The sequence below is a fragment of the Pseudochrobactrum sp. B5 genome (assembly GCF_001939785.1).
Taxonomy (GTDB): Bacteria; Pseudomonadota; Alphaproteobacteria; order Rhizobiales; family Rhizobiaceae; genus Pseudochrobactrum; species Pseudochrobactrum saccharolyticum.
The window spans coordinates 260,390-286,380 of record NZ_MOYL01000002.1; the positions used below are offsets into that span (position 1 = coordinate 260,390).

Sequence of the window (25,991 nt, forward strand, 5' to 3'; positions counted from 1 at the left end):
AAGCGTGTTTCGGGGCGCAAAAAGAGCAATAACTTTTAATAGTGGTCAAGTCATAACCACGGGTTATCGGAACCGCTATTTTTTATGCTCTCGCTGGCACGGCCAGTTTGCCTAAGCTGATAAGCATAAGAGGAACTATGCCGGTTACAGGCTCTCAGTCTGTCCGGTTTATAAATATGTATGACGGGCTTTGTTTTATAACAATAAAAACAAAAACAAGCCGGACGGCATAAAGCGTCGGTCTGCAATCAGATAAAAGAACGCTGTGATCCGTTGAAATATCCTGTGCCGGTTGTGCAATGCTGCGGACAGGCATGGAGAATGCATAAGGGGAGAAACTGCGGGTGAAAACCAGTCAGAAAACGGTTATCCGGCTTGAAAAACTGCAAAAGCATTATGGCGCGCATATTGTTCTCAAAGAGATCGATCTGACTGTGACCTCCGGTGAGGTGCTGGCGATCATCGGGCCTTCCGGTTCGGGCAAAAGCACATTGCTGCGCTGCATCAATTATATCGAGCCGCCGGATGCCGGTATTGTCACGGTTGGTGATGTGACCCTGCAGGCCGAGAAAAAAGCCTCTGCCAAACAATTGCATGATCTGCGCCATTCGATCGGCATGGTGTTCCAGTCGTTTAACCTGTTTCCGCATATGAGTGTGCTGCGCAATGTCAGTCTGGCACAGGAGCGTGTGCTTGGCCGCTCGAAGAAAGAGGCCGATGAGCGCTCGATGGATCTGCTGGAGAAAGTCGGTCTTGCTGACAAAGCGCAGCAATATCCGATGCGCTGTTCCGGTGGCCAGCAGCAGCGGATTGCTATCGCCCGCGCTCTGGCACTTGATCCGAAAGTGATGTTGTTTGACGAGCCGACCTCGGCGCTTGATCCCGAGCTGGGGCTGGAAGTGCTGAGCGTCATGCGCAGGCTGGCTGACAGCGGCATGACCATGATTGTTGTGACCCATGAGATGGGCTTTGCCGAGAACGTCTCTGACACAGTGATGGTAATGGCCGACGGTAATGTGATTGAAAGCGGGCCCAGCCGCGAAGTGATGCGCAATCCGCAGACGGAGCGGGCGCAGCGTTTCCTCAAAGCGGTGAATGAGCGTTAAATGCTGGCAGATTTCTCCTATATCATTCGCGGATTGCCCTGGACTGTTGCACTCACGGTCTCGGCTCTGGCTGTCGGTACGATACTCGGACTGATCCTGATGCTGATGCGGCGTTCCAAGTTCTGGCCGCTGCGCCTGCTGGCAACCGCCTATATCAATCTGGTTCGCGGTATCCCGCCACTGGTGTGGCTGTTTGTGATCTTTTTCGGTCTTGGCACCGGTTACATAACAATCAATCCGTTTATGGCGGCGCTGACCGGTTTTGGCATGATTGCCGGAGCCAATATGGCGGAGATTTTTCGCGGCGGCATGATGGCTGTCCATCACGGGCAGTTTGAAGCTGCAGAAGCGCTTAATCTCAGCCGTTATCATGCTTTCAAGGATGTGGTGGCACCGCAGATGCTGCGCGTATCGCTGCCATCTGCTGCCAGTTATGCGATTGGCCTGCTTAAAGACAGTGCGATTGCCTCAGCCATTGGCGTGACAGAACTGGCCTATCAGGGCAGCCAGCTGTCACAGATGACCTTCCGCGGCCTTGAGGTATTTGCCGTGGTGGCTTTGCTTTACATTCTTCTCAGCCTGCCGGTTGCATGGCTGTCACGGACTGCGGATATCTATCTGCGGGCAAAGGTGGCGCGATGATTGATTTTCCGATTGATGATGTCATTTCATGGATGCCGGAACTGCTCGACGGTTTGGCTCTGAGCGTCAAAGTTACACTGGCCAGTCTGGCGATTGGCATTCCTTTTGGCTTGCTACTGGCGCTGGGTGTGCAGGCAAAGTCGAAATTCACGCGCGGGCTGTGTCTGGTGATTGTTGAAATCGGGCGCGGTGCTCCGGCTCTGATCCTGCTGCAATTCATCTATTTCGGATTGCCGAGTGCCGGTATCACGATGACGTCGATTGTGGCAGCGATTGCCGCGCTGAGCTGGAATACCGGTGCCTATACAAGCGAGATCATCCGTGCAGGGCTTGAATCCGTGCCTGCAGGGCAGAAAGAAGCGGTGATGGCGCTGAATATGAGCCGGATTGACGGTTTGCGCTATGTGATCCTGCCGCAGGGATTGCGTGTGGCCGTACCTGCTTTGCTCGGTTTTTCGATCCTGATTTTTCAGGCAACATCTCTGTGTTTCACCATTGCTATGCCGGAACTGATAAGCCGTGCCTATGAAATCGGTTCGACGACTTTCCTGTATTTTCCGGCTCTGCTGGCGGCAGGTATTCTCTATGCAATGATCTGCATTCCGGCATCTATGCTGGTAAGCTGGGTTGAAAAACGTGCGGGACGTTTCTCGCGGTAAATATAACAATAAACATAAACAATATGGGGTAGTGATATGAAATTAATGGGAAAAATGATTGTCGCAGCATCGGTTCTTGCCGGTGCGACGGCACTGGCTGCAGTGCAGGCCAATGCACAGAGCTGCACACCGAAAAACAGTTTTAAAACTGTTGAAGAAGGTGTGCTGACCATCGCTGTTACCACTTATGCGCCTTATTCCTATCTCTCACCGGAAGGCGAAGCCAAAGGCGTTGACGGCGATATTGCCAATAAGATCGCCGAGATGGAATGCCTGAAGGTTAAGGCCGTTGCCGTGGATACCGCTGCCGGTATTCAATATGTGTTGTCTGGCAAGGCCGATATCACCACCGGTGACTGGTATCGCACGGCAGAACGCGCCAAGGTGATGAACCTTTCATGGCAGCTCTATAATGACCAGATGGGTATTTATACCAAGGAAGGTTTTGAAGAGGTCAAGGATATTGAGGGGAAAAGCGTTGGCACCGTACAGGGTTATCTCTGGGTTGCTGACCTGAAGAAGCTGCTTGGCAGCAATCTCAAACTCTATCCGAATTCCGTGAGCATGCAGCAGGATCTGGCTGCCGGACGTATTGCTGTTGGCATTGACGGTTATTCTACCGGTGTTGTCGCCAAGAAGGCCGGAGCCATGCCGGATATTGAAGTGAAGGTTGCCAAGAGCGATGATCGTGTGAAAGCCACGACTGAGGCCGGACAGGGCAGCTTCCCATATTCCAAGAAAAATCCGGAACTTGGTGCGGCGCTTGATGCCAATATCAAGGCACTGCATGAAGATGGTACAATCAAATCTATTCTGACTGCCAATGGTATGGAAGCTTCAGCCGGTGATGTCGGTGAGCCACGTCTGATTGATTAAAAATAATGTTGAGACCGGATTAATTTTAGTCCGGTCTCTCTTTTGCAGGAAGAAAGTACATGGCGCTGGATCATTATTATACGCTTGGTCGCTCAGGTTTGCGGGTTAGCCGGATGGCGCTCGGCACCATGACTTTCGGCAATGCAGCTATTCGCGGGATCAGCGGCAGCTGGGGCAGCGCCGATGAGATATCAGGCGCGATATTTGATCATTATACCGATATGGGCGGCAATTTTATTGACACCGCCAATTCCTATGGTGCAGGTGCCAGTGAAAGTCTGATCGGGCAGTTTATGCGCGAGAAAGGTAATCGTGAACGGCTGGTGCTGGCAACGAAATACAGCAACAGTCTTGAGCCCGGCAATCCCAATGCAGGTGGCAACAGCCGCAAGGCCATGATGCGGGCGGTTGAAGATTCCCTGCGCCGTTTGGGAACCGATTATATCGACCTTTATATGGTACATACATGGGACCGTATAACGCCAGCGGAAGAGGTGGTGCGCACGCTGGATGATCTGGTGCGGGCAGGAAAGATCCGTTACGGCGGACTGTCTGATGTGCCTGCATGGTATGCGGCTCGGGCACAGACATGGGCGGAGTGCCATGCGCTGACACCGCTGATCAGTCTGCAATTGCCATATTCACTTGCCGAGCGGAATATTGAACAGGAATTTGTGCCGCTGGCGCAGAATATGGGCTTGGGCATTACCGTCTGGAGCCCGTTATCCATGGGGCTGCTTTCAGGAAAATACCGCGTTGAGGGTGATCGCTGGGCAGGAGAAGGTCGCCTGACTACTGATGCATCCGGCAAAGGCATGGGGCTGTTTACGGCGCGCAATCACGCCATTCTCTCGGCCTTGCAGCATGTGGCAGCAGAGCTTGAGCGTTCGATGGCGCAGGTGGCTTTGAGCTGGGTATTGAACCGCCCGTCTGTTGCATCACTGATTATCGGTGCGAGTAAATTGGCACAGTTGCAGGATAATATTGCGGCCTTTGAATTGCAGATGCCTGCGGAACTGAGCGCAAGACTGGATGCCGCAAGTGCTCTGCCTTCACCGCAGCCTTATGCTTTGTTTGATGCGGATTATCAGGCGGGGGTGCTGAATACCGGTACGTCAGTCGGTGATAAGCCAGCCTCTTACGCGCCGCCGCAATGGATGCCGAAGGTGGATGATTTCACCTATGGCAAGGGTTGATTTTTATTATACGGAGAGCGGTATATATTGCCTCTCTATTTAAATTTATACATTAAGAAATTTAAATAAATTTTTGAATTATAACAATTAATTATGATTTATTTACTTGGCGTGATGTGCAAGGCAACAGCATTTTATATATGAGATTTTTATATCTCTCCTTCTTTCCCTCTCTCGAACCACTATGCGTTTTGGCGCCATAGTTCCGCCTGATTTCGGCTCGTCGCGCTTAGCGCTGCTGCCGGAAGTGGCCGCTGCACTTGCACCGGCTGAAATTCAGGAGTTCGAAAAATGGATGTCATCATGATTGCCGCAGGCGCCGGATTTATCGGCCTGTCTTATTTCTACGCCCTTGTTTGCGACCGGCTGTGAGGGCGCGTCATGTGGTTTGATTATGTTCTCGGCGGCTCGGTAGCCGCATTGCTCAGCCTCTATCTGCTTTACGCATTGGCACGACCTGAGCGCTTTTAAAACTGTTTTAGAAACGGAAAGTATTTTCCAATGACTTTCAACGGAATATTGCAGATTGCGATCCTGTTCGGGCTCACAATTCTGCTGGTGAAACCGGTCGGCGGGTATCTGACCCGCGTGTTCACCGGTGAACGAACCTTCCTCTCGCCGGTGATCGCACCGGTTGAACGCGGCCTCTATAAACTGGCCGGAACCCATGAAAAAGAAGAGCAACACTGGACGGTTTACGCAGCATCACTGCTGATGTTCAGCATTGCCGGTTTTGTAGCGCTCTATTTGTTGCAGCGCCTGCAAGGGGCTTTGCCTTATAATCCTGCGGGTATGCAGGCTGTGGAGCCGACTTCTGCCTTTAATACGGCCATCAGCTTTATGACCAACACCAACTGGCAGGGTTATGGTGGTGAAAGCACGATGAGCTATTTCACCCAGATGGCCGGTATCACAGTGCAGAACTTTGTTTCTGCTGCGGTGGGTATTGCCGGTGCTATGGCGATTACTCGTGGTTTTGCCCGTTCTTCGAGCAATACAATCGGCAATTTCTGGGTCGATCTGACCCGCGCCACGCTTTATGTGCTGCTGCCGATCTGCATTATCGGCACGATTGTGCTGGTCTGGCAGGGTGTGCCGCAAAATCTCAATGCCTATACGCTTGCAACCACACTTGAAGGCGCGCAGCAGACTATTGCACAAGGGCCTGTAGCCTCGCAGATGATTATCAAGCATCTGGGCACCAATGGCGGCGGCTTCTTCAATGCCAACTCGGCACATCCGTTTGAAAACCCGACTGCACTGACTAACCTTATCCATCTGCTGTCGATTTTCGTGATCTCTACTGCCATGACCAATGTGTTCGGCCGTATGGTCGGCAATCAGCGTCAGGGCTGGGTATTGTTCGCCGTCTTCGGTGTGCTGGTGGTGCTGGGGACTTCGGTGCTCTATTGGGCTGAATCCGGCGGTAATCCGCTGATGCAGGTTCTGGGCATTGTTGGCGGCAATATGGAAGGCAAAGAAGCGCGCTTCGGCATTGCGCTGTCGGCGCTGTTCTCAGAAGTGACGACTGCGGCTTCCACCGGTGCGGTCAATAATATGCATGACAGCCTGATGCCGCTCGGTGGTCTGGTGCCGCTATTCAATATGCAGATTCCAAATCTCGGCGGTATTGGTGCCGGTATCTATGGTATGTTGCTGTTCTTCATTCTGGCGATCTTCATTGCCGGTCTGATGGTTGGCCGCACACCGGAATATCTGGGCAAGAAAATCGAGGCCAAAGAGGTCAAGATGAGCCTGCTGGCCACGCTCGGACCATCGCTTGCCATTCTCGGTTTTGCTGCATTGGCTGTGGTTTTGCCGCAAGGACTGTCGAGCATTCAGGATGCAGGTCCGCATGGCTTCAGCGAAGTGCTTTACGCTTACTCATCCGGTGCCAACAATAACGGCAGTGCCTTTGCCGGTCTCAATGCCAATACGCCTTTCTACAATCTCACCATCGGTTTTGCGATGCTGATGGGGCGTTTTCTTCTGATCGTGCCGGTGCTGGCGATTGCCGGTTCATTGGCCGCCAAGAAAACTGTTCCTGCCTCTGCCGGTACATTGCCGACCACTGGCCCGTTGTTTGTCGGTCTGGTCTTTGGTGTGACGATGATTGTCGGCGGTTTGACTTTCTTTCCGGCCTTGGCGCTGGGGCCGGTTGTCGAGCATTTCGCAATGCTCTCCGGTCAGCTGTTTTAAAGGTGCGTGATGGCGAAGAATTCTTTTCTGATGAAGCAATTATTCTGCTCCAAAACTGCACAGAAGAAAAATCTGTGCGGCTCCAATACCGCGCAGAAGCAAAATCTGCGCGGCACGGACAAGGATGATTGTCCCAAACTCACCAGTATCATGCTGATCCTTGTGCTGGCGATGCTGGCCGGTGTTTTCCTCGTGAAGGCGCTGACCGGAGTTTAAGTTAAAACATTAACTTATCACTCTACATCAATGAAAATTCTATGCAGTTTTGAATTAACTTGCATAAAATCAAGACGGAGGGCTCTCATGAGCCAGTCAAAATCTTCCAGTATTCTGGATGCCAAAATCCTGCTGCCTGCCATTGGCGGTGCTTTTCGCAAACTCGATCCGCGGGTGCTGGCGAAAAATCCGGTCATGTTTGTCGTTGCCGTTGTCACCGTGCTGACCACGGTGCTCTTTATCCGCGATCTGACGGGTGGCGGAGCGGATCTGGGCTTCTCGTTCCAGATCATTCTGTGGCTGTGGTTTACCATTTTGTTTGCCAATTTTGCCGAAGCGGTGGCTGAAGGACGGGGTAAAGCGCAGGCGGAATCCCTGCGCCGCACCCGTACCGAAACCGAAGCAAAATTGCTGAGTGGTGACAGCAAGACCAATTATACGGTTATTGCGGGCAACAGCCTTAAAGTCGGTGATGTGGTGCTGGTGGAAGCCGGAGACATTATCCCTTCCGACGGTGAGGTTATCGAAGGTGTGGCCTCGGTGAATGAGGCGGCTATCACCGGTGAATCCGCGCCGGTAATCCGTGAATCCGGCGGTGACCGTTCGGCGGTGACCGGCGGCACGCAAGTGCTGTCCGACTGGATACGGGTGCGTATTACCGCTGCTGCCGGATCGACCTTTATTGACCGGATGATCTCACTGGTCGAAGGCGCAGAACGCCAGAAGACACCAAATGAGATTGCGCTGAACATTCTGCTCGCCGGTATGACACTGATCTTTGTGCTTGCTGTTGTGACAATTCCGAGCTTTGCCACTTATGCGGGCGGTTCCGTGCCGGTGATTGTGCTGGTGGCTTTGTTCGTCACGCTGATCCCGACCACAATCGGCGCTTTGCTCTCCGCCATTGGTATTGCCGGTATGGATCGCCTGGTGCGGTTTAATGTGCTGGCAATGTCCGGCCGTGCGGTGGAAGCTGCCGGTGACGTGGATACGCTGCTCCTAGATAAAACCGGCACAATTACGCTTGGTAACCGTCAGGCTACAGAGTTTCGTGCCATTACAGGTGTCAGCGAACAGCAACTGGCCGATGCGGCGCAGCTTGCCTCACTGGCCGATGAGACACCGGAAGGCCGCTCGATCGTTGTGCTGGCTAAAGAGAAATACGGTATCCGTGCCCGCGATATGGCAAGCCTCCATGCAAGCTTTGTGCCTTTCACCGCACAAAGCCGTATGAGCGGTGTGGATGTGGATGGCAGTATCATCCGTAAAGGTGCTGTAGATGCGGTGCTGAAATATGTTGAAGCAGAAGGCAGTAAAGCTTCTACACCTGCCCAGCTACAGGAAATCCAGTCGATTGCCGCGCAGATTGCCAAGGCGGGCGGTACGCCGCTGGCTGTGGTCAAAGACGGGCAACTGATGGGCGTTGTCTCGCTGAAGGATATTGTCAAAGGCGGTATCCGTGAGCGTTTTGCAGAACTACGCCGCATGGGCATCCGCACGGTGATGATTACCGGTGATAATCCGATGACGGCTGCGGCGATTGCCGCAGAAGCGGGCGTGGATGACTTCCTTGCGCAAGCAACACCGGAGAACAAGCTGTCGCTGATCCGTGAGGAGCAGGCCAAAGGCAAGCTGGTAGCAATGTGCGGTGACGGTACCAATGATGCGCCGGCACTGGCACAGGCTGATGTGGGCGTGGCGATGAATACCGGTACGGTAGCTGCGCGTGAAGCGGGCAATATGGTTGATCTCGACAGCGACCCGACCAAGCTGATTGAGATTGTGGAAATCGGCAAGCAATTGCTGATGACACGCGGTGCGCTGACAACTTTCTCGATTGCCAATGATATTGCCAAATATTTCGCGATTATTCCGGCAATGTTCCTCGCATTCTACCCGCAGCTCGGTGTGCTGAACATTATGGGGCTGCATAGTCCGCAGAGTGCCATTCTCTCGGCCATCATCTTCAATGCGTTGATTATCGTGGCGCTGATCCCGCTGTCACTGCGCGGGGTTAAATATCAGGCGGTTGGTGCGGGTGCACTGCTGAGCCGCAATCTGATGATCTATGGTCTTGGCGGGATTATCGTGCCTTTCGTAGCGATCAAGCTGATTGATATGGCGATTACCGCTCTGGCTCTGGTGTAAGGAATAAACCCATGTTGAAACAATTACGTCCTGCTGTGGTGATGATTGTCAGTCTGACCGTAATCACCGGTATTGCCTATCCGCTGGCTATGACCAGTGTGGCGCAGACCCTGTTTCCCTCTCAGGCCAATGGTAGTCTGATCGTGAAGGACAATAAGGTGATCGGCTCATCACTGATCGGTCAGCAATTTACGTCTGATCGTTATTTCCACGGTCGCCCGAGTGCGGCTGGTGATGGCTATAATGCTGCATCGTCCGGTGGTTCCAATCTGGCGCCAACCAGCGCTGCGTTACTGGATCGCGTAAAGACAGATGTGGCCAAACTGAAGTCTGAGAATCCAAACCAGCCGGTGCCTGTTGATCTGGTAACTGCATCCGGCAGCGGGCTTGATCCGCATATTACGCCGGAAGCGGCTTTGTTCCAGATACCGCGCATTGCCAAGGCACGCGGATTGGATGAGGCCAAGCTCAAAACACTGGTGGATGCTCAGATACAGGAGCGTTTGCTGGGCGTGCTGGGCGAGCCGGTTGTGAATGTGCTTGCGCTTAATCTCGCACTGGATCAGGTTAAATAAGACAGAACATGCAGAGTCCGGATCATAATTGATGAATGATGACAGTCAGCTGCAGGAAAGCATGCGCAATGGTGACAACAGACCGTCACCGGATGCGCTGCTCGCCAAAGCCGAACAGGAAACACGCGGCCGCCTCAAGATTTTTCTCGGGGCGGCTCCGGGCGTTGGTAAAACTTATGAAATGCTGATGTCCGGCCGTAGTCTTTTGACTGACGGCGAGGATGTGGTGATCGGGGTTGTCGAGACGCATGGTCGTCAGGAAACACAGGCTCTGACCGAAGGTTATGAGATCATTCCCCGTGCGCGTGTCGATTATAAAGGCCATGTGCTGGAGGAAATGGATCTCGATGCTGTGCTGGCGCGTCATCCCAAGCTGGTGCTGGTGGATGAGCTGGCGCATACCAATGCTCCGGGCAGCCGTCATCCCAAGCGTTATCTCGATGTTGAGGAACTGCTTGCCAACGGGATTGATGTTTATACCACGCTGAATATTCAGCATGTCGAGAGCCTCAATGATGTGGTGGCGCAGATCACCCGTATCCGTGTGCGCGAAACCGTGCCGGACAGTATTATCGACCGTGCAGATGATATTGAGATCGTTGATATTACGCCGGAAGACCTGATTAAGCGCCTGAAAGAAGGCAAGGTCTATCTGCCCAAGACGGCGAAACGCGCCACACAGAATTACTTCTCTGCCGGTAATCTCACAGCATTGCGCGAACTTGCTTTGCGGCGCACGGCGCAGCGTGTGGATGATCAGTTGCTGAGCCATATGCAGGCCAATGCCATTTCTGGCCCTTGGTCGGCGGGTGAGCGTGTATTGGTTTGCATTGATGAACAGCCGCATGGCGCGGCACTGATCCGCTATGCCCGCAGACAGGCCGACCGGCTGCGTACGCCGTGGACAGCGCTCTATGTGGAGACATCCCGCGCAGCAACGCTCTCGGAAGAAGAGAAAGACCGTATTGCCGCCACCTCACGGCTGGCAGAGCAGCTCGGCGGTGAAATTATTACGCTGACCGGCCATGATGTGGCGCAGGACATTATCAATTATGCTTTGGCGCATAATTTCAGCCATATTGTTATCGGCAAGCCGAATAAGTCGCGTCTGCGTGAAATGTTTGAAGGGTCAGTCTCGCATGACCTGATCCGTAAGGCCGGTAATCTCAGTATTCATATTATTTCCGGTACGCAGCAGGAGGCTGCGCCGGTGCGTCAGGTGGCGACCGCAGAGGAAAAAGCATTTTCGCTGCGGCCTTATCTGCTGAGCCTTGGCTATATCGTGATTGCGCTGGTTGTTGGCACTTTGCTCGATCATGTGCTGGATGTACGCAATATCGCGCTGGTGTTCCTGATGGCCGTGCTGGCGACGGCTGTGGCCTCCGGTCTGCGGCCTGCCTTGTTCGCTTCGCTGGTCAGTGCGCTTGTTTTCAATTTCTTCTTCCTGCCACCGCTCTACACTTTGCATATTGCAGGGCCGGAGAGTGTGATTGCACTGGCATTCTTCATTTGTGTGGCGCTGGTCGCCAGTAATCTGACTGCGCGTGTGCAGAGGCAGGCTGCTGCGGCGCGCAACCGTGCCAGAACAATGGAAGGGCTGTATCAGTTCAGTAAAAAGCTGGCCGGTGCCGGTACGCTGGAAGATGTGCTCTGGGCAACGGTCTATCAGATTGCAGCGCTGCTCAAAGTGCGGGTAGTGGTGCTGTTGCCGGATGAAGGCACAGCCAACACGTCTATTTCCGTACGAGCCGGTTATCCGCCGGATGATACGCTTGCCGATGCCGATATTGCTGCTGCCCGCTGGGCGTGGGAGCATGACCATCCTGCAGGACGAGGAGCAGACACCTTGCCTGGTGCCAAGCGCCTTTATCTGCCGTTGCGTGCTGTCGGTAATACAATTGGTGTGGTCGGGCTGGATGATGACCGGCAAGGGCCTATCCTGACGCCGGAGCAGCAACGTTTGTTTGATGCGCTGGCAGAGCAGGCGGCACTGGCGATTGCGCGTATTCAACTGGTGGATGATCTGGATCGTGCGCAGCTTGCAGTGGAGGCAGACCGGTTGCGCTCGGCCTTGCTGACCTCGATCTCCCATGATCTGAAAACGCCGCTCGCTGCCATTCTCGGTGCTGCAGACACATTAAAGAGCTATTCCGGCTCTCTGCCTGATGCTGACCGTGCAGAACTGCTGACAACTGTGGTGGATGAGTCCGAGCGGCTCAACCGCTTTATCGCCAATTTGCTGGATATGACGCGGATTGAATCGGGGGCCATGCAGCCGAATAAATCGCTGCATTATCTGGGGGATATTGTCGGCAGTGCTTTGAAACGTGCCGCGAAAATTCTGCAACATCACCGTGTTGAAACCGATATTGCCGCCGATTTGCCGATGCTGAAGCTTGATCCGGTTTTGTTTGAGCAGGTGTTGTTCAACTTGCTGGACAATGCCGCTAAATACGCACCGGAAGGCAGTCTGGTCTATATTCATGGGCAGGCGGAGCAGGGTGATATCGTGCTGCGTATCAGTGATGAGGGCGCGGGCATACCGGCGGGTGATGAAATGCGGATTTTCGACAGTTTCTACCGTGTGCGCAAAACCGATCAGGTGCGTGCCGGCACAGGGCTTGGGCTGGCAATCTGCAAGGGCTTTACAGAGGCGATGGGCGGCACCATTACAGCGGCCAATCGCAGCGATCACGGCGGTCGCAGTGGTGCTGTTTTTACAATCCGATTACCGCTTAGCAGCTGCGCTGAAATGATGAGCGGAACAGAAGAGGGATTATCTCCCCGATGACACAGAATATTGTCAAAATCCTTGTGGTGGATGATGAGCCGCCAATCCGTAAACTTTTGCGCGTCGGGCTGGGGACAGAAGGTTTTTTGATCCTTGAGGCACCATCAGCGGCCATCGCCCGAGAGATTATGCGCGATGACCGGCCTGATCTGGTGCTGCTGGATCTCGGCCTGCCGGATATGTCGGGACATGATCTTCTGACGCTGTGGCGTTCGGAACTGATTGATCTGCCGGTGATTATTCTTTCAAGCCGCACAGATGAAAGTGGAATCGTCAAAGCACTCGAGCTTGGTGCGGATGATTATGTGACCAAGCCATTTGGCATGAAAGAACTGGCAGCGCGAATCCGCGTGGCACTACGTCATAAATTGCAGGAGCAGGGTGAAAAGCCGGTCTTCCAGACCGGTGAACTGTCGGTTGATCTGGTGAAGCGTATCGTACGGCTCAAAGGGCAGGAGATTAAGCTCTCGCCGAAAGAATATGATATTTTGCGGATCATGGTGCAGCACGCAGGCAAAGTGCTGACGCATAGTTTCATTCTCAATCAGATCTGGGGCGGCATGAGTGATGTGCAATATCTGCGTGTCTATGTGCGCCAGTTGCGTCAGAAACTCGAAGATTCGCCAGATCAGCCGTTTTATATTCTGACAGAGACAGGTGTCGGCTACCGGTTGCGTGAGCCGGACGCTTAAATGTGACGGATTCGCCGGAGATTTTACAAAGTCTCTGGCGAAACGTATTTTATACGCGTCAAGAAACTCTGAGTGATAGAATTAGGATAATTTTTGATCGGGAGATTTGTGCAGATTGAAACTCTTGAAAGAAGAGTGGCTCCCCGGGCCGGATTCGAACCAGCGACCAACCGGTTAACAGCCGGTTGCTCTACCGCTGAGCTACCGAGGAATAGTTGCTCTGCATTTGCAATGACAGCCGTATAGCAACGCAAAATGCTCTTGCCAAGCCCTAATTTTGATATTGTACAGGAAAAAAGCAGATTTATGACAGGCAGCATTGTTTTTCAGTTTGAAAGGCAGCGACTATCATCTGGAAATGATAAAAATCATTTATTTCAAATAATTAGATGATGCGTGAAAACGAGAACTGCTATACGCAATACAGGCATTTCTGATTTTAGCTTATGGAAATTTTATGCACACTCTTTATGAGAAAAGAGTGGCTCCCCGGGCCGGATTCGAACCAGCGACCAACCGGTTAACAGCCGGTTGCTCTACCGCTGAGCTACCGAGGAACAGGTGCTCTTGCTTTCAGCGATTTGGCGTATAGCAAAAGCATTTTGGTTTTGCCAAGCCCTTTTTCGCTTTTCAATCAACTTTTTAGCGGAACTGTGGATGAGACGTGCATTTCAGGTGTTAAAATCTGAAATATCGCAGTTTAAAGACGCTGCTTTGAGTGTTTCCAACATCTTAGAGTTGCTGGCGTCGTGCATTGCACGCAACAAGCTGCGGAATCAGGAGCAATGATTATGCGCTCTGATTCCGGATGCTCGGTGGAAGAGCATTTCATAATCCCATTCACAGCAGTCGTAATTTTCAGAAAAATGCAGCTTTGACGGAAGTGGTATTTTTTTGAACAAAAGGACACTTATATAAGGGGCATATAAACAGAGAGAGTGCAGGCAGGGTAGACAGATTGCTGAAACCGGATGCTGATATAAATAATGCTGCAGAACAGCAGAGTACTGAAAGCGGGGAGGCTGCTACGCAGCACCGGATCAGATTGTTCGGGAAGCATTTGCCGCTCCCGCAGTCTGTCTGGCTCAGGCGAATCCTCGGCGGCGGGCTTATTGTCGGTGGCGTATTCAGCTTTTTGCCGGTGCTCGGCGTTTGGATGCTTCCGCTCGGGCTGATCATACTTTCCCGTGATTCCAGCCGTATCAGACGGATCAGACGCAAGTCTGAGGTTGGTTTGCTGCGCCGCTGGCGTGAATACAGGGCACGCAAGAAAGCAGAGAAGGCGGAGCAGCATGAGTAACCGGCTTTTTCTGAGTGATTATTGTATGTGCTGTGAATAAAATCCCGGCTATCTGCATTATTTTGATAGGAAATTTAAAATTTCGCGGAAAGCATGGCGGGGGTACTTGACGAGTCATGCGGCTTAACCTATTCAGCACTCAACCACATACGGATGGCCTCGTGGCGGAGTGGTTACGCAGAGGACTGCAAATCCTTGCACCCCGGTTCGATTCCGGGCGAGGCCTCCATCCAAAATCTAAGCATTTGTTATATATGATTTATTTTGCTTAAATCCCTCACTAGCCAACTAGGTGAGGGCAAAGTGCGTAGATAATCTCTAAATTTCTATCATGAAAAACAATGAAATTAAAAAGCCAGCTAGAGAATTAGCTGGCATTTATGGTTGTAAAATTCCGTTTTTAATCGGCTTGTTTTTTATTTTTTCTTCTTGAGCGGGTGAGAGCGATTTCACTCTCAATCTGGTCTGCAACTCGTCTGGAGTTTTTAATGCCCAGGCGAACTCTGTCTGCGCCTTTGGTGTAGAGTTCTGCCTGTTTAACATTAGACCAACCATATTGTGCCATTAGCTCATGTGTGGCTGCACCGGCTTCTGCAGATAGAGTTGCTGAAAGTTTGCGCAACCCGTGTGCGCTTTTCTTGATGCCGGCATCATTACATCTGTCTCTGAACCAGTTTCCAAAACTGGCAACTTCAAATGCATTACCAGATTCACTGATGAGGAATGTGTTGATGCCGGTTTCAGTAACGGAAATTACGTCTAGCAACGCCTTAGGAAACTCCACTGTTATCTGGGAACCGGTTTTTTGAGTTTTAATGCTGAAAATATTGCCGCGCATGTGCTGGCGGCCAGCTCGTACAACGTCAGATCGACGCAATCCGGTATGAAGTAGTAGCTCAACAGCAAGGCGGGCTTTGGTGCCTACTGGCCATTTATCATAGAACTGTAGCAGATCCTCCATTGTCCAGGGTGCGAAGCCCACGGGTTTGTACTTCAATGGTAATACGCCTGCAGTTGGGTCAATGGTCACGTAATCATTTTGGAGCGCCCAACTGAACAAGCCTCGCATTGCTTTCAGGAAGTGATTAGCTTGGGCAGGTGTATCAGCTCGTGCTTCAAGAGCCATAACCATCGAGCGGCGGTCAATTGCTGTGTAGCGGGTATTATTGGAGCGTTTTATTGCCTCAATAAAAATGTTCTCTCGTTGGCGCTGTGTTGCAATCGAAAATGCTCTCCAGGTGGAGCTTTCGCGATAACGGTCAATAAGCCATCGCAAGCTGTAGGGCTGGGCAGGAATACCACGCGGGGCTTCTTCGATTTTATAGCCCATTACAGCCTGCTTGTAGCCTTCTTTGAATTCCCGTGAGTTCACATCATCGGGCAGGCGCACGCGTAAACCTTTCCCGATCCTGTAAAAATATTTCACTTTGCCGTGGCGGCTCACTTCACGCACAACATGAGGTGGGAGTTTGCGTCTCAGTTTGGTCATTACAGCCGCACTATATTTTTATGTTCAATCAAATGAGGATAGGTATCTGTGAGTGGTGCAGGTTGCACTGATAAAGAGCCATCAGCTTCTAGGCGCACGCTCACGCCCTGTTCTTTGGCAATGATCGCTGCACTACGGATTTGCGCGCGGGTGTAGCGCATTTTCTCTCTTTCGGCTTTGTGATCCATGCTTATTTACCTCCTTGCGCCAAGGTTGCGCGGCCTGCTGGCGTTACTCGGTCGAGCAGGTAGCAGCCCGACACATTCTCAAGCCAAATGACTGCTGAATGGCCGCTCAATACCTTTGCCGTGCTGCGTGTCTTTGTCGGGAACAATTCGTCGTGGCCGTCCTTTTTCAAAAGCACGGCTGTTCCGACTGGATAGGAGGCATTGAATTTGTCACAAATGGCCTGCAGCTTGTCCGCTTTCGCCTGCTGTCTTTTTGTCAGTTTCATTTGCCTGCCTCCAATAGTGCTGCATGGCCTGTGAATAGCTGGGAGAGAGCTGTTTTTGCGGCCTTATAAACGGACAAAATCAAATATTTGCAGCAAGATTGGCGGTGATGAATCGCGCGGGAACGCGATCCATCACCTCTCATTCCTTCATGGAAACAGCACAAAGGAACGGTCTGAATGAATAGAAATCTTGAATATGAAATCTGAAGTTTGGGAACGCGCCAGCCGCGACCAACCTCCTCAGGTGGAGTTGGTGCTGGTGTAGGTCCGCGCCAGCCAGCGACACGGCCTAGCGCGCCGAAGCCCGGAAAGTAGGAACTATGGAAGACAGACTTGAGAATATCCGTTTCAACGTTCTCAGAAATGCGCTGTATCACACGGCCAGACGTTTGCGTTTTGAGCGCTTGAATAGATTTATGAATTTCGCAGTAGTCTTGCTGGGTGCGGCTGCTTTCAGTGAGATATTCTCCGGTCTGTCTATTCCGCAATCCTGGATCGGTGCGGCCGTTGCTATAATAGCTGCGGCTCAGCTGGTCTTCGATCTCGGTGGTATGGCTAGGACACATCAACAATTGCAACGTGATTATTACAACCTGCTGGCGGATATTGAAGTTACGCTCAATCCAGATGAGCAGCAATGTGCTCATTGGTATAGTAATATGGTTCGCATTACGGGAGATGAGCCTCCGACGATGTGTGCGATTGATGCTAAGGCTTACAATGATGCGCATGCCGCGATGGAATTGCCCGCAGATGATCGTTTGGTCATTCCCTTTTGGCATTTGGTGTTTAAAAATTGGAACTCCTTTGAAGGGCATACGTACCAAAAGGCGAGTGAAATCAATCGTTGAGCGTGGTGCTACATGATTAACCTTGGCGACATTCAGCAGTGCTTGCAGATCTACAGTCTGCAGCGTAATGCGCTTCGTACAGCAGACACTGGATAGCAGGAGCTTGTAGCTGTGTATGAGCTTTGCCTGTTCCTTTGTCATGGCTGCACTAACTCAAACAGGTCGTTGGGCTGGCAATTTAATATTTGGCACAGTGTAGCCATCTGCTTGTAAGAAATGGATTTGGATTTGCCGTTTATGAGCAAGGAGACATTTGGCTCGGTGATATTGAGCAGTGGTGCCAATTGGCGGCCGCGGATGCCTGCTTCAGCCATACGTGTTTTAATATTGACCTTAATTTGCATACAAGTTCTCCTTCTGCCGGAAGGTGCGGCAATTGTGGCAGTGTCTGGTTGTTGGGGTGATTAGGTTGGCTGGTTGCTCAGTTCAGTTGTAACGTCTTCAAAGTTCACAATTGCACCAGTGGTCGCGCTTTGCCCGTCAAGCCTGACGATGTACTTTGCTGGACCGTGTTCGAATATTTTAACGATGACTCCGCAACGGTCATCCCAGCCGCGTTTTACGGCTACACGTGTGCCGACAGAATAGGGTGGCTGTATGTTATTCCGGATGACCCAATCTTTTTGCAGATCATCTATGGCGCTCCGTGCATCATCTCCGTAGTTGTCAAGAATTTGCGCGATTTCGAGTGTCGGTATCCAGCCGCAACGCTCTTCTAATTCTCTGGCAAGTTCATAGCCGTCCATGCTGATTAAAGCATTGTTCGATATATCGTTTGCACATGGTATTATGCTTTCCTCACCGTTGATCAGGTCATCGTCGAAGAGTTTTTGCGCGATTTCACGCGCGATTTTCATGCGGAGGGTATCGGTGAGCTGGTGTGGCCGTGGTTCCAGTGTTGTTGCGATGCTCATCACATCACCGTTTTGACAGAGAGAGAACGTGCAAGATGGGCGGCTTTGAGCCCATAGCGTGTAATATCTTCGGATGAGTAGCCGCGCAGTCTAAGATTGTCTGGTGTTACCGGATCGCCTGCAGCATCCATATCCTGCATAGTCGCGGCCATTTCAGATACAGTCAGCGTATCCCATGCTGTGGGTGTTCGGGCGGGGCTGGTTTCATAAATAATCATAAATGCACCTCATCATTGATTTGATGAAATGCTAGTTGGATATAACCAACTCGTCAACTGTAAAAATGGATTAATCCAACTTTCTTAATTGTGGGGAGCTTAAGGAGTTGGAAAATAAGAGAATCATACTTATGGTTTTCTGACTATCCAGAGGACTTTTCCGACGATGCGTACTGTTTCATCTTCGTTTGCACCGTTTAATTTTATAGGTGCTTGGTGGGATGGGTCATTACTTTCCGGCCATAACTCATATCCGTCAGAAGTTTGGCGAATTCGTTTAGCTGTCCGCTCTACCATTTGGCCTGAAAATCGGCTGCGTTCAACGATCACAAGATCGTTCGGTACGACATCAATATTGGCCTTAATTACATCCAAGCAGATCAGGCGATCGCCGTGATTTGCAATTTTATTTAGGCAGTTACCGTCAATAATCAGGCCAAATTGATGGCCGATTGGGTAGTCTCCTATGCTTGGCACATACTCAACATCGTCGTAACTAAAGTCCATATCATCAACGCTTAGCCATGTATTAGCTGCAACTTTGCCTGTCACAGCTACGTAACCCGCCGGTGCATTCGTGGCTTTTAGACCTTCTTGGGTGTCAACTCGTACGAGTTCGCCGCTTGCAAGGGCAGCGGCATCCAATTTGAGTGCTCTTGCCAAGTCTTGAAGTTTGTCATTGCGAACTGATTTCTTGCGGCCCTCAACAATATCTCGAATATAGCTGCGTTCCATGCCTGCACGGACGGCTGCTTCTACAGGGCCCAGGTCTAATTCCTCAAGTCGTTTAGCAACAATGTCTCTAAAATTTGTCATGTGTTTAAGATATTGGAAATCCCTTCTGGTTAAAAATTGGAAATTTCCGCTTGAAAGTTGGTTTAAACCAACTATTGTGCGGGTATGGAAAAAGAACTCGCAAATACTCTCATTACTCTCGGCACGATTTATGGTGCTGCGATAGGATTGCAGGAGACAACGGTCGGTAGGCAATGCGCTGCTGATGCTCGTTTTTTTTCAAGAATTCGTGGCGGTAGAACCTTCACGATTAAAAAATTCGATGACGTGGTCCTGTGGTTTTCTCACAATTGGCCGGAAAAGGCTGTGTGGCCTGAGAATATCATTCGTCCTTCTGTTGCTGAGGTGGTGCAATGAGTGTGCCTCCTCACAAAACACGACAGCAGTGCGGCTGTCACCGAAAATCACACAAAAGATTTTTCCCTTATCTCTGCCGGCACCTCCCACGGCAGATGCTGGCCTGTCTTCGTGCTTTGGCTCCCGTGTGCGCGAAGACAGGTCTTTTTTATGAGGTTCTGTCATGGTGAAAATTCGCCCCACAACTGAGCATGATAGGCAGGCGCTGAAAGCGGCCGTGCGCCGTTTGCTGCCAATGGCCGGTGGCGTTTCTGCTTTTGAAAAAGTGACACGGGTTAATGCCTCTGCGCTTTCTCGATACGGCGCACCTGATGAGGCGATCAACCATATGCCGATTGATGTGGCTATGGATTTGATGCTCGACACCCGCTCGAACGGCATTGTGTCCATCATGGCTGCACAGCTCGGCTATAAACTGGTTTCGCTTGGCAATCAGAATTTCGGCAACACCTTGCCGGATATCGGGGATATGTCGCGCCTGAGTAAGTCTGTATCTGATGTGATGCAGGAATACGCGCAGGCGATTGCAGACGGTTCAATCACACCCCGTGAAAAGCAGCAAATAGACATTGAAATTGAGGAAGCCGTGCAAATGCTTCGAGCATTTCAACGGAAGGTTGATGGCGCGCTTTCAAAAGGCGGTGACGCATGATGTGCCACTTTCGCTTCCACGGCTCCGAACCGTTTGTTTCCCACTCTCGGTATGGTGCGGCCAAATCTAAAGCCGTGCTGAAAAAATTTCCTAATAATGCTGACCGACTGGCGCGGCTGACCATAGAAGGCCGTTTGCAGCGGCTTTGTCTCGTGCCTGTTCGTTCCGATAAAAAGCGGAGGCAAGATCATGACTGACGATGTTGGAGGAGACAGCTCGCAGACCATCGCAGTGGGGCAACTTCGTGCTTTTATTGAACGAATTGAGCGTCTTGAGGAAGAAAAGAAAACTGTCGGTGCTGATATCAAAGAGGTTTTTGCCGAACTGAAAGGCTCCGGCTTCGACACGAAGGCTGTACGCACGATCATCCGGTTACGCAAAAAAGAGGATCTTGAGCGGCAGGAAGAGGAGGCCATGGTGCAGCTCTATGCTGATGCGCTTGGCATGACTTTGTTTCGGGGGCTGATATGAATTTCAATCCTGCAGTTATTGCGATGCGCAATGCGACAGCCGTCAAATTCGAGCGGTTTATTGCTTCCGTTGTAAATGACGCGGCCCTGATTGCACAAATGCCAGGCGATAAGGGGTATAGGCCGCGTCTTGATAAGATTGCGCACCGGTTCTGCCGTGTGTTCAATGTCAGCTTAACGGAAATCCGTTCTCAACGCCGTGATAGTGAAGTCTCTATGGCACGGCAGGCCATCTATTATTGGGCTTGGCGCCTGACCGAGCTTTCATCCTCCCAGATCGGCCGTCGCATGGGTAATCGTGATCACACCACCGTGTTGTATGGGATTAGAACCTACCGGCGCAAACGGGCTGCTATGGGGCGGAATTTGCGCGAACTGCGGAGGGCTGTACAATGAGCCACGACGCTACCAGCTGGGCCTTAAAACAGCGTGGGTTTAAACCGGCTACAAAGCTGGTTCTTTGGCACTTATGCGACCGCTATCACCCAGACCATGGCTGTTTTCCTAGTCAGGAAACGCTCGCAAATGATTGTGAAATGTCGCGTTCTGCCCTGAATGACCATTTGGCTGTATTGGAGCAGGCCGGTTTGATTTTGCGAGAGCAACGCCGCGACAGGCACTCCAGAAAGCAGATTTCTACCTATTATCGTTTCGCTTTTCAGGTTGATTTTCCGTGTCCGAAATCCGGACTCGGGCAGGGTGAAGCCGTGTCCGAAAAACAGCCGGAGCCGTGTCCGGAAAATGGCGAAAACCGTGTCCGGAATTCGGACACTAACCTTGTAAGGGAACCAGTAATAGAACCAGTAACAGTGAGAGAGCGCGGGGATGAGCAGGAAAGCAAGGAAATTCGGAAGGCGAACGAAAAGGCGTTCAAAAAAGCTTTCGCTTCTTGGCCTACTTGGCTGACTGACAGCGAACCGGGTGCTTATCGGGCGTGGTTGAATCTTTCGGTTGATAATCGGCAGTTGGCTTCTGAGGAAATCGGGCGCTATGTCGAGGCAGCACGGGCAACAGGACGCAAGCACATTTGCTCGTTTGCGGTTTATCTGAGCGAAAAGCGTTGGGAAAAGCTGCCAGCTTCTGCTCACCTTTCTGCGAACGCTCCGGCACAGGCTGCGCCATTCGGCAAGATGTGGGCGGCACGAGTTTATGAGCTGTTACTGACTGGTGCCACTCATCTCGGCCAGTTGACAGCGTTGGAGCAGCGCATGGTTGAGGCTGGTACTTTTACTGTCGAGCATTTGCTGGCTGAGAAACAGATCAAGTTCGGGTTTCCGGCAGTGAATGATTTGTTCGATCGTGCAGCTGGTAGACGTGGTGCGCTTGTCCCGGCTTATCTTCAGCCAGTGGCTGAGCGCATGATTGCGGTGAAGGTTGGTGGTGATTTGTGGCAGGCGTGGTTTGATGCTCATGCTGCGCGTGGCTGGCCTTGGCTGCCGAATACCGGAACTATGGAATATGTCTATCTGCCGGAAGGCGGTCCCGATGCACTGGAAGAATTACAGGCTCTGTTGCGAGGAATTGAAAAATGATGATGCCAAATAACAGACCATTTGAGGAAGCGCGTATCTTGGAAATAGCACGACAGCTCGATGAGCGCGATCCAGATCGTATCAAAATACGGATGCAAGAGAAATTTTTGGCTATTGCTGCCGGTAATGAGCAGTCTGAAAAACAATGGTTTGTTCTCAAAACTGCGAACAAACAAGAGAAAGCTGTTAGTAAATCGGTGAGTAACTTTGGAATTGAGACATGGTTGCCCATGAAATCGGAGGCACGTTCAGTCAAATACACACGCCGTTCAAAGAAAATTGAAGTGCCTATTTTCAATGGATACTTGTTTGTAAGAGTAGTCCCATGTGTGGAAAGTTGGGTGGGATTATCACGTGTTGATGGGGCAATTTCTCTCATTTTTGGACAGAATGGAGCAATTATTGTTAATGATAAATATATGAATGATCTCAGATATTTGACCGAGGTTGGTTCATTTAATGATTTAAAGGATTTTCCGCGTTACAAAAACGGTGAACGCGTATCGTTTCCGGTTGGCTCTGCAGGTGTTTTTGAGGGCGTCATAGAAGGCTATGTCGGGACAAGAGCAGCCCGTGTTCTCGCCTTTATATTTGGTCAACAGCGGACGATAGAAGTGCCCCTTGCCAATTTAATCAAATCGGCATAGCCCTATGAACAGGGACGACCTGTAGACTGTGAAGCGTAATGCTTCCGAGACGGTGAGCGGTGTAAGTCGGCATTAGCCGCAGTGAGCTCCCTGCGGATCCCGGAGAAGCGACCGATAACTCGGCAACCGCTTCTCCTCCAGTGCGAAGCTATGAGGAAATTTCGTACCCTAAGAAATTAATATAACTGCATCATACCTGAGTTGTGGATTATATTCGGACGAAGCACAAATGTAGATGTTTCTGAAATCCATATCGGTAAAACTGCATGGCGGATTAAAAAGCTAGATTGCAGTTTTTTAATAAGATATGATCCCGGAAGGTGGGCGGTTGTTATCGAAGTTTGTGTTGAAACGAACGGCAATAGTCGCAATATTTGCAGCGGCTATTTCAATATCATTTTCAACTGGTATTCGAATAATCACAGGAACAGAGTCCGATTTAATAACGGTCTTTGTCAGATTGACGCTACCATTTCTGATCGCAATACCGATTGGTATTTATTGGTTTTCTCGTCTGGAAAAACTGGAACTCTCTTATCGCAGCGCCATCCGCAGAGCCAATGAGCTTGCGCGCATCGCAAGTGTTGACCCTTTAACCGGTATCCTTAACCGCCGTAGTTTTATCGAGCAGTTTAATGCAGCAAGCGCAGCGGGTGTTCGAGGCTGGTTTATGTTAGCTGATATTGATTATCTGAAAGTGATCAATGACAAATATGGTCACCTTGTCGGTGATGATGCTGTTGTTTCTGTCGCTCACGCAATGGTCAACGTATTGCCGACAGATAGTTTGATTGCTCGTATTGGAGGGGATGAGTTTTGCGCTTTCATATCAAAGGCCTCATGTGCTGATGTTGATGGTGCAATTGAGCAGATGAATGCGAAAGCGCATGATGAGTTTCAGCAGCGACAGACAGGTATTACGCATGTTTTATCGCTTTCTGTTGGATATATGCCATTAAAATCCAAGCAGAAATTCAAAGATATTATGTCTCTTGCTGATGAGCGAATGTATCGCAAGAAAAGAGCAAGATAGCGCCCCTATGGCGGGGCGCAAACCAGATAATGAAGGTGCTTAGTGATGGGTGCTGCTGGCTGAGGGGAAAGGGCGTGACTCTTCCTAAAAGTTAAAGGAAAGCTGATTAGGATGTGAGCGAAAATGCGCACATACATATTCTAACTTTCCACATCGCTTACGAACATAAGCCCGAACGGCGACTAACTTGCGTTTCAACTTTGTTTCCATTGTATTCACACTCTGGTGCAGACGGGGTCGAGCCCGTCACTCAAGCCACGTTCTAGTCGTGACCTTGCTGCACGTAAGTACAATAGAAATTGCCGACCGGATTATTTTCCCCGCCAGCAGCATCTTTCACTAATCATGCGAATATTATTCCGTCAAATGCGTATGAATTAATGTAGTGCGCGGTAAAATGCGTGCGGACCATGAGTGTTGAGATTCATGCACATTTCAACATGCGCGAATATTTGGCGGTCAGGACTGAGTATTGCTGATCTCTCTTTCACTGGAATAATTGACCATGCTGAATGTCACCTCATCATTGAGTGGACCATTGTTATCTGATGGTCCATCCGTGTTCATGAGTTTTGACACGAAGGGGTGGGAGCAGGAGCTTGACCGGTTCGAGCAGGAAGTAGTTCCAAAGGCAACGATCAGTGCATTGAACAGAACCGCGGCAGTTGGCCGATTGGCTGTGCAGGATGAGATGGAGGCTAAGCTTGATCGAGTGACACCTTTTGCAAAACGGGGTGTTGCCTATGAGCAGGCAAGTAGTTCTAGTCTTTCAGCAGCTGTTATCATTGCAGGAAAGTCATGGGCTAAGAATTCAACGCCGCCTGCTAATTTTCTGACGCCGCAATTTTTCGGTGGTCAGCGCAATCTCAAATCCTTTGAGCGCCAGCTGATCTCCGCAGGGCATATGGACAAGGGGCTTTATGTCGTTCCTTCAAAGGATTGTCCTCTTGATCAGTATGGCAATGTTCGCGTGGCATTGATTGTACGCATTCTGGCTGATTTGCAAATTGCTGAACGTACTGCTGGTTATAATCGTAAGCGAACGGCAGCTTCCACCAAGCGCAATGCGCGATACAAGAATGCCCGGTTCTTTGTGCCAGAGCGCGGATCACATTTGCATCCGGGGGTATGGCAGCGAAACCCCATGGATAACTCAATAAAACCCATGCTGCTCTTTGTTCGTATGCGCTCCTATGTTCAAACCGTTAACTTCCATGAGACAGTAAAGCGCGTGGCAGAAGAACGTTTCGCCCGATACTTCGCGGAAGAGGTCGGCAAGCGAAGCCACCGATAGTTGGTCAGTCGATATGGATCATTTCTAACATTTCGGGTCCTTCCTGACGCACCTTGCCTGCGGGTATTTCGCACCGCGGGTCTTGGTCAGTCTGAGCGTGAAATCAAAGCCTAAAGTCGAAGGCTAAAGAACTAAAGTCAGGCACTAAACTCAGAGGATTAAATATCCGGCTGTATTCTCAGGAAAAGTTATGACGGCCATCCAGTCAGATCAGACGATGAGCAAGGGCGAGTTTGCCAAGCTGATCAATGTCTCTGCCGGACGAATATCTCAATATATTGCGTCCGGCCAGATTGGACCGGATGCTTTGCAAGGCGAAGGACGAAGCGCCCGTATTGTAGTGGAACGCGCCAAGCGCCACTTGAGCGGGCGCCTTGATGTCTCACAGCGTGTAGGCATTAATGGTCTAGGCACGCGAATATCTGTTTCACCGGTACCACGCGCTGCAGTCGAACAAACGGATGCACCTTTACTGCAGAATGCAGAAAAGCGGCCACCGGAAGTGTTTCAGACACCAAGTGATCTGGTTGCTGACCAGATAGCCCGCGAAAAGCTTGAACAAGCCAAAATGCAGACAGCGCGTGCCAAACGCGAAGAAGCATTAGCATCTGGCCGGTTCATGTTGGCGGATGAAGCCAGATCAGAAATCACGCGATCAGTGGCGATGGCTTACCGTGTGATGGAGGGCGGGCTGGCTGATATGGCAACGCATCTGGCCGGCCAGTTTGAACTACCACAACGCGACATCCTACATCACCTGCAGCAAGCTTTCCGCAAAGTACGTGAGCGAGCAGCACAGGGTTTCATAGAGCAACAGGCTTCAGAGCCGGAAAACGTGATTGATCCTGATTTATTTGAAAGTGAGGATCAACACCCAGACTGAAT

The 25,991-nt window shown here is 51.0% G+C and carries 30 protein-coding genes and 3 tRNA genes; 24 read left to right on the top strand and 9 right to left on the bottom strand.

The window, feature by feature from the left end; translation table 11 throughout:
• The first annotated feature begins 344 nt into the window (after positions 1 to 344).
• The 12 genes from BKD14_RS07720 to BKD14_RS07775 all read left to right on the top strand — a co-directional run bounded on the left by BKD14_RS07720 (position 345) and on the right by BKD14_RS07775 (position 13,100).
• Positions 345 to 1,106, top strand: coding sequence for an amino acid ABC transporter ATP-binding protein (locus BKD14_RS07720; protein ID WP_075654994.1), 762 nt, complete (start codon positions 345 to 347; stop codon positions 1,104 to 1,106).
• The gene (locus BKD14_RS07725; RefSeq protein WP_075654996.1) at positions 1,107 to 1,748 is read left to right on the top strand and encodes an amino acid ABC transporter permease; all 642 of its coding nucleotides are present in this window, start codon (positions 1,107 to 1,109) and stop codon (positions 1,746 to 1,748) included. It begins immediately after the preceding gene.
• On the top strand, positions 1,745 to 2,407 hold the full coding sequence (locus tag BKD14_RS07730) for an amino acid ABC transporter permease (RefSeq protein ID WP_022711898.1): 663 nt from the start codon (positions 1,745 to 1,747) through the stop codon (positions 2,405 to 2,407). Before BKD14_RS07725 ends, BKD14_RS07730 begins: the two co-directional genes overlap by 4 nt.
• 36 nt (positions 2,408 to 2,443) lie before the next feature.
• On the top strand, positions 2,444 to 3,283 hold the full coding sequence (locus BKD14_RS07735; RefSeq protein ID WP_075654998.1) for a transporter substrate-binding domain-containing protein: 840 nt from the start codon (positions 2,444 to 2,446) through the stop codon (positions 3,281 to 3,283).
• 59 nt (positions 3,284 to 3,342) lie between these two features.
• Positions 3,343 to 4,479 (top strand): aldo/keto reductase, encoded by a 1,137-nt coding sequence (locus BKD14_RS07740; RefSeq protein ID WP_075655000.1) that lies wholly within the window; start codon positions 3,343 to 3,345, stop codon positions 4,477 to 4,479.
• A gap of 381 nt (positions 4,480 to 4,860) precedes the next feature.
• Complete coding sequence (locus BKD14_RS07745) at positions 4,861 to 4,950, top strand: potassium-transporting ATPase subunit F (protein WP_022711895.1); 90 nt, start codon at positions 4,861 to 4,863, stop codon at positions 4,948 to 4,950.
• A gap of 30 nt (positions 4,951 to 4,980) precedes the next feature.
• Positions 4,981 to 6,678, top strand: a complete 1,698-nt coding sequence (kdpA, locus tag BKD14_RS07750; RefSeq protein WP_075655002.1) for a potassium-transporting ATPase subunit KdpA — start codon at positions 4,981 to 4,983, stop codon at positions 6,676 to 6,678.
• Positions 6,679 to 6,687: 9 nt separating this feature from the next.
• Positions 6,688 to 6,894 (top strand): hypothetical protein, encoded by a 207-nt coding sequence (locus BKD14_RS07755; protein ID WP_075655004.1) that lies wholly within the window; start codon positions 6,688 to 6,690, stop codon positions 6,892 to 6,894.
• Positions 6,895 to 6,981: 87 nt separating this feature from the next.
• Positions 6,982 to 9,042 (top strand): potassium-transporting ATPase subunit KdpB, encoded by a 2,061-nt coding sequence (gene kdpB, locus BKD14_RS07760; RefSeq protein WP_075655006.1) that lies wholly within the window; start codon positions 6,982 to 6,984, stop codon positions 9,040 to 9,042.
• A gap of 11 nt (positions 9,043 to 9,053) precedes the next feature.
• A complete protein-coding gene (gene kdpC / locus BKD14_RS07765; RefSeq protein ID WP_075655008.1) occupies positions 9,054 to 9,617 on the top strand; it encodes a potassium-transporting ATPase subunit KdpC in 564 nt (187 codons plus the stop codon).
• A 31-nt stretch (positions 9,618 to 9,648) separates the two neighbouring features.
• Positions 9,649 to 12,408, top strand: coding sequence for a sensor histidine kinase KdpD (locus tag BKD14_RS07770; protein WP_075655010.1), 2,760 nt, complete (start codon positions 9,649 to 9,651; stop codon positions 12,406 to 12,408).
• Positions 12,405 to 13,100: a response regulator transcription factor gene (locus tag BKD14_RS07775; protein ID WP_075655012.1), complete on the top strand. Its 696-nt coding sequence runs from the start codon at positions 12,405 to 12,407 to the stop codon at positions 13,098 to 13,100. Before BKD14_RS07770 ends, BKD14_RS07775 begins: the two co-directional genes overlap by 4 nt.
• Positions 13,101 to 13,236: 136 nt before the next feature.
• On the opposite strand, the gene BKD14_RS07780 is transcribed toward BKD14_RS07775, so the two are convergent.
• Positions 13,237 to 13,311, bottom strand: a tRNA-Asn gene (locus BKD14_RS07780).
• 271 nt (positions 13,312 to 13,582) lie between these two features.
• Positions 13,583 to 13,657: transfer RNA gene (locus BKD14_RS07785), tRNA-Asn, on the bottom strand.
• 482 nt (positions 13,658 to 14,139) lie between these two features.
• Between BKD14_RS07785 and BKD14_RS07790 the strand changes: the two genes are divergently transcribed.
• Both BKD14_RS07790 and BKD14_RS07795 read left to right on the top strand, forming a co-directional pair.
• Positions 14,140 to 14,400, top strand: coding sequence for a hypothetical protein (locus tag BKD14_RS07790; protein ID WP_075655741.1), 261 nt, complete (start codon positions 14,140 to 14,142; stop codon positions 14,398 to 14,400).
• 155 nt (positions 14,401 to 14,555) lie between these two features.
• Positions 14,556 to 14,629 (top strand) — tRNA-Cys (locus BKD14_RS07795).
• A gap of 171 nt (positions 14,630 to 14,800) precedes the next feature.
• On the opposite strand, the gene BKD14_RS07800 is transcribed toward BKD14_RS07795, so the two are convergent.
• From BKD14_RS07800 to BKD14_RS07810, 3 genes are read right to left on the bottom strand one after another with little or no spacing between them, the layout of a single operon-like run.
• The gene (locus tag BKD14_RS07800) at positions 14,801 to 15,889 is read right to left on the bottom strand and encodes a tyrosine-type recombinase/integrase (RefSeq protein WP_075655014.1); all 1,089 of its coding nucleotides are present in this window, start codon (positions 15,887 to 15,889) and stop codon (positions 14,801 to 14,803) included.
• Positions 15,889 to 16,077, bottom strand: a complete 189-nt coding sequence (locus BKD14_RS07805; protein ID WP_075655016.1) for a hypothetical protein — start codon at positions 16,075 to 16,077, stop codon at positions 15,889 to 15,891. Before BKD14_RS07805 ends, BKD14_RS07800 begins: the two co-directional genes overlap by 1 nt.
• 2 nt (positions 16,078 to 16,079) lie before the next feature.
• Positions 16,080 to 16,343 (bottom strand): hypothetical protein, encoded by a 264-nt coding sequence (locus BKD14_RS07810; RefSeq protein ID WP_075655018.1) that lies wholly within the window; start codon positions 16,341 to 16,343, stop codon positions 16,080 to 16,082.
• Positions 16,344 to 16,663: 320 nt separating this feature from the next.
• Between BKD14_RS07810 and BKD14_RS07815 the strand changes: the two genes are divergently transcribed.
• Positions 16,664 to 17,194: a hypothetical protein gene (locus BKD14_RS07815; protein ID WP_075655020.1), complete on the top strand. Its 531-nt coding sequence runs from the start codon at positions 16,664 to 16,666 to the stop codon at positions 17,192 to 17,194.
• Between the two features lie 137 nt (positions 17,195 to 17,331).
• Here BKD14_RS07815 and BKD14_RS07820 read toward each other — a convergent pair whose 3' ends face one another.
• The 4 genes from BKD14_RS07820 to BKD14_RS07835 all read right to left on the bottom strand — a co-directional run bounded on the left by BKD14_RS07820 (position 17,332) and on the right by BKD14_RS07835 (position 19,061).
• Positions 17,332 to 17,538 (bottom strand): helix-turn-helix transcriptional regulator, encoded by a 207-nt coding sequence (locus BKD14_RS07820; RefSeq protein WP_075655022.1) that lies wholly within the window; start codon positions 17,536 to 17,538, stop codon positions 17,332 to 17,334.
• Positions 17,539 to 17,598: 60 nt separating this feature from the next.
• A complete protein-coding gene (locus BKD14_RS07825) occupies positions 17,599 to 18,108 on the bottom strand; it encodes a hypothetical protein (protein ID WP_075655024.1) in 510 nt (169 codons plus the stop codon).
• Positions 18,108 to 18,326 carry a hypothetical protein gene (locus BKD14_RS07830; RefSeq protein WP_075655026.1) on the bottom strand — a complete coding sequence of 73 codons (219 nt, stop codon included), beginning with the start codon at positions 18,324 to 18,326 and terminating at the stop codon, positions 18,108 to 18,110. The genes BKD14_RS07825 and BKD14_RS07830 overlap by 1 nt, the downstream gene beginning before the upstream one ends.
• Positions 18,327 to 18,455: 129 nt before the next feature.
• Positions 18,456 to 19,061, bottom strand: coding sequence for a hypothetical protein (locus BKD14_RS07835; protein WP_238481608.1), 606 nt, complete (start codon positions 19,059 to 19,061; stop codon positions 18,456 to 18,458).
• A 165-nt stretch (positions 19,062 to 19,226) separates the two neighbouring features.
• On the opposite strand from BKD14_RS07835, the gene BKD14_RS07840 reads away from it, so the two are divergent.
• The 9 genes from BKD14_RS07840 to BKD14_RS07885 all read left to right on the top strand — a co-directional run bounded on the left by BKD14_RS07840 (position 19,227) and on the right by BKD14_RS07885 (position 25,989).
• Positions 19,227 to 19,478, top strand: coding sequence for a hypothetical protein (locus BKD14_RS07840; protein ID WP_075655030.1), 252 nt, complete (start codon positions 19,227 to 19,229; stop codon positions 19,476 to 19,478).
• A gap of 163 nt (positions 19,479 to 19,641) precedes the next feature.
• The gene (locus tag BKD14_RS07845; protein WP_075655032.1) at positions 19,642 to 20,130 is read left to right on the top strand and encodes a phage regulatory CII family protein; all 489 of its coding nucleotides are present in this window, start codon (positions 19,642 to 19,644) and stop codon (positions 20,128 to 20,130) included.
• A gap of 189 nt (positions 20,131 to 20,319) precedes the next feature.
• Positions 20,320 to 20,601, top strand: coding sequence for a DUF2312 domain-containing protein (locus BKD14_RS07855; RefSeq protein WP_075655036.1), 282 nt, complete (start codon positions 20,320 to 20,322; stop codon positions 20,599 to 20,601).
• Entirely contained in the window at positions 20,598 to 20,996 is a 399-nt protein-coding gene (locus BKD14_RS07860) for a helix-turn-helix domain-containing protein (protein WP_075655038.1), read from the top strand. The genes BKD14_RS07855 and BKD14_RS07860 overlap by 4 nt, the downstream gene beginning before the upstream one ends.
• Positions 20,993 to 22,132 carry a helix-turn-helix domain-containing protein gene (locus tag BKD14_RS07865; RefSeq protein ID WP_075655040.1) on the top strand — a complete coding sequence of 380 codons (1,140 nt, stop codon included), beginning with the start codon at positions 20,993 to 20,995 and terminating at the stop codon, positions 22,130 to 22,132. The genes BKD14_RS07860 and BKD14_RS07865 overlap by 4 nt, the downstream gene beginning before the upstream one ends.
• A complete protein-coding gene (locus BKD14_RS07870) occupies positions 22,129 to 22,779 on the top strand; it encodes a transcription termination/antitermination NusG family protein (protein WP_075655042.1) in 651 nt (216 codons plus the stop codon). The genes BKD14_RS07865 and BKD14_RS07870 overlap by 4 nt, the downstream gene beginning before the upstream one ends.
• 307 nt (positions 22,780 to 23,086) lie before the next feature.
• The gene (locus BKD14_RS07875) at positions 23,087 to 23,812 is read left to right on the top strand and encodes a GGDEF domain-containing protein (protein WP_075655044.1); all 726 of its coding nucleotides are present in this window, start codon (positions 23,087 to 23,089) and stop codon (positions 23,810 to 23,812) included.
• Between the two features lie 505 nt (positions 23,813 to 24,317).
• On the top strand, positions 24,318 to 25,106 hold the full coding sequence (locus BKD14_RS07880) for a hypothetical protein (RefSeq protein WP_139316357.1): 789 nt from the start codon (positions 24,318 to 24,320) through the stop codon (positions 25,104 to 25,106).
• A 190-nt stretch (positions 25,107 to 25,296) separates the two neighbouring features.
• Positions 25,297 to 25,989: a hypothetical protein gene (locus tag BKD14_RS07885; RefSeq protein ID WP_022711871.1), complete on the top strand. Its 693-nt coding sequence runs from the start codon at positions 25,297 to 25,299 to the stop codon at positions 25,987 to 25,989.
• Positions 25,990 to 25,991: the final 2 nt, after the last annotated feature.

Bases quoted from the DNA above. Each gene is read 5' to 3' on its own strand.
- kdpC (WP_075655008.1), top strand. From the start codon at position 9,054: ATGTTGAAACAATTACGTCCTGCTGTGGTGATGATTGTCAGTCTGACC.
- BKD14_RS07840 (WP_075655030.1), top strand. From the start codon at position 19,227: ATGGAAAAAGAACTCGCAAATACTCTCATTACTCTCGGCACGATTTAT.
- BKD14_RS07755 (WP_075655004.1), top strand. From the start codon at position 6,688: ATGGCGAAGAATTCTTTTCTGATGAAGCAATTATTCTGCTCCAAAACT.
- BKD14_RS07810 (WP_075655018.1), bottom strand. From the start codon at position 16,343: ATGAAACTGACAAAAAGACAGCAGGCGAAAGCGGACAAGCTGCAGGCC.
- BKD14_RS07775 (WP_075655012.1), top strand. From the start codon at position 12,405: ATGACACAGAATATTGTCAAAATCCTTGTGGTGGATGATGAGCCGCCA.
- BKD14_RS07815 (WP_075655020.1), top strand. From the start codon at position 16,664: ATGGAAGACAGACTTGAGAATATCCGTTTCAACGTTCTCAGAAATGCG.
- BKD14_RS07870 (WP_075655042.1), top strand. From the start codon at position 22,129: ATGATGATGCCAAATAACAGACCATTTGAGGAAGCGCGTATCTTGGAA.
- BKD14_RS07830 (WP_075655026.1), bottom strand. From the start codon at position 18,326: ATGATTATTTATGAAACCAGCCCCGCCCGAACACCCACAGCATGGGAT.
- BKD14_RS07820 (WP_075655022.1), bottom strand. From the start codon at position 17,538: ATGCAAATTAAGGTCAATATTAAAACACGTATGGCTGAAGCAGGCATC.
- BKD14_RS07730 (WP_022711898.1), top strand. From the start codon at position 1,745: ATGATTGATTTTCCGATTGATGATGTCATTTCATGGATGCCGGAACTG.
- BKD14_RS07835 (WP_238481608.1), bottom strand. From the start codon at position 19,061: ATGGAACGCAGCTATATTCGAGATATTGTTGAGGGCCGCAAGAAATCA.
- kdpA (WP_075655002.1), top strand. From the start codon at position 4,981: ATGACTTTCAACGGAATATTGCAGATTGCGATCCTGTTCGGGCTCACA.
- BKD14_RS07845 (WP_075655032.1), top strand. From the start codon at position 19,642: ATGGTGAAAATTCGCCCCACAACTGAGCATGATAGGCAGGCGCTGAAA.
- BKD14_RS07745 (WP_022711895.1), top strand. From the start codon at position 4,861: ATGTGGTTTGATTATGTTCTCGGCGGCTCGGTAGCCGCATTGCTCAGC.
- BKD14_RS07735 (WP_075654998.1), top strand. From the start codon at position 2,444: ATGAAATTAATGGGAAAAATGATTGTCGCAGCATCGGTTCTTGCCGGT.
- BKD14_RS07740 (WP_075655000.1), top strand. From the start codon at position 3,343: ATGGCGCTGGATCATTATTATACGCTTGGTCGCTCAGGTTTGCGGGTT.
- BKD14_RS07875 (WP_075655044.1), top strand. From the start codon at position 23,087: ATGATCCCGGAAGGTGGGCGGTTGTTATCGAAGTTTGTGTTGAAACGA.
- BKD14_RS07885 (WP_022711871.1), top strand. From the start codon at position 25,297: ATGACGGCCATCCAGTCAGATCAGACGATGAGCAAGGGCGAGTTTGCC.
- BKD14_RS07860 (WP_075655038.1), top strand. From the start codon at position 20,598: ATGAATTTCAATCCTGCAGTTATTGCGATGCGCAATGCGACAGCCGTC.
- BKD14_RS07865 (WP_075655040.1), top strand. From the start codon at position 20,993: ATGAGCCACGACGCTACCAGCTGGGCCTTAAAACAGCGTGGGTTTAAA.
- BKD14_RS07880 (WP_139316357.1), top strand. From the start codon at position 24,318: ATGCTGAATGTCACCTCATCATTGAGTGGACCATTGTTATCTGATGGT.
- BKD14_RS07805 (WP_075655016.1), bottom strand. From the start codon at position 16,077: ATGGATCACAAAGCCGAAAGAGAGAAAATGCGCTACACCCGCGCGCAA.
- BKD14_RS07725 (WP_075654996.1), top strand. From the start codon at position 1,107: ATGCTGGCAGATTTCTCCTATATCATTCGCGGATTGCCCTGGACTGTT.
- kdpB (WP_075655006.1), top strand. From the start codon at position 6,982: ATGAGCCAGTCAAAATCTTCCAGTATTCTGGATGCCAAAATCCTGCTG.
- BKD14_RS07825 (WP_075655024.1), bottom strand. From the start codon at position 18,108: ATGAGCATCGCAACAACACTGGAACCACGGCCACACCAGCTCACCGAT.
- BKD14_RS07855 (WP_075655036.1), top strand. From the start codon at position 20,320: ATGACTGACGATGTTGGAGGAGACAGCTCGCAGACCATCGCAGTGGGG.
- BKD14_RS07800 (WP_075655014.1), bottom strand. From the start codon at position 15,889: ATGACCAAACTGAGACGCAAACTCCCACCTCATGTTGTGCGTGAAGTG.
- BKD14_RS07770 (WP_075655010.1), top strand. From the start codon at position 9,649: ATGAATGATGACAGTCAGCTGCAGGAAAGCATGCGCAATGGTGACAAC.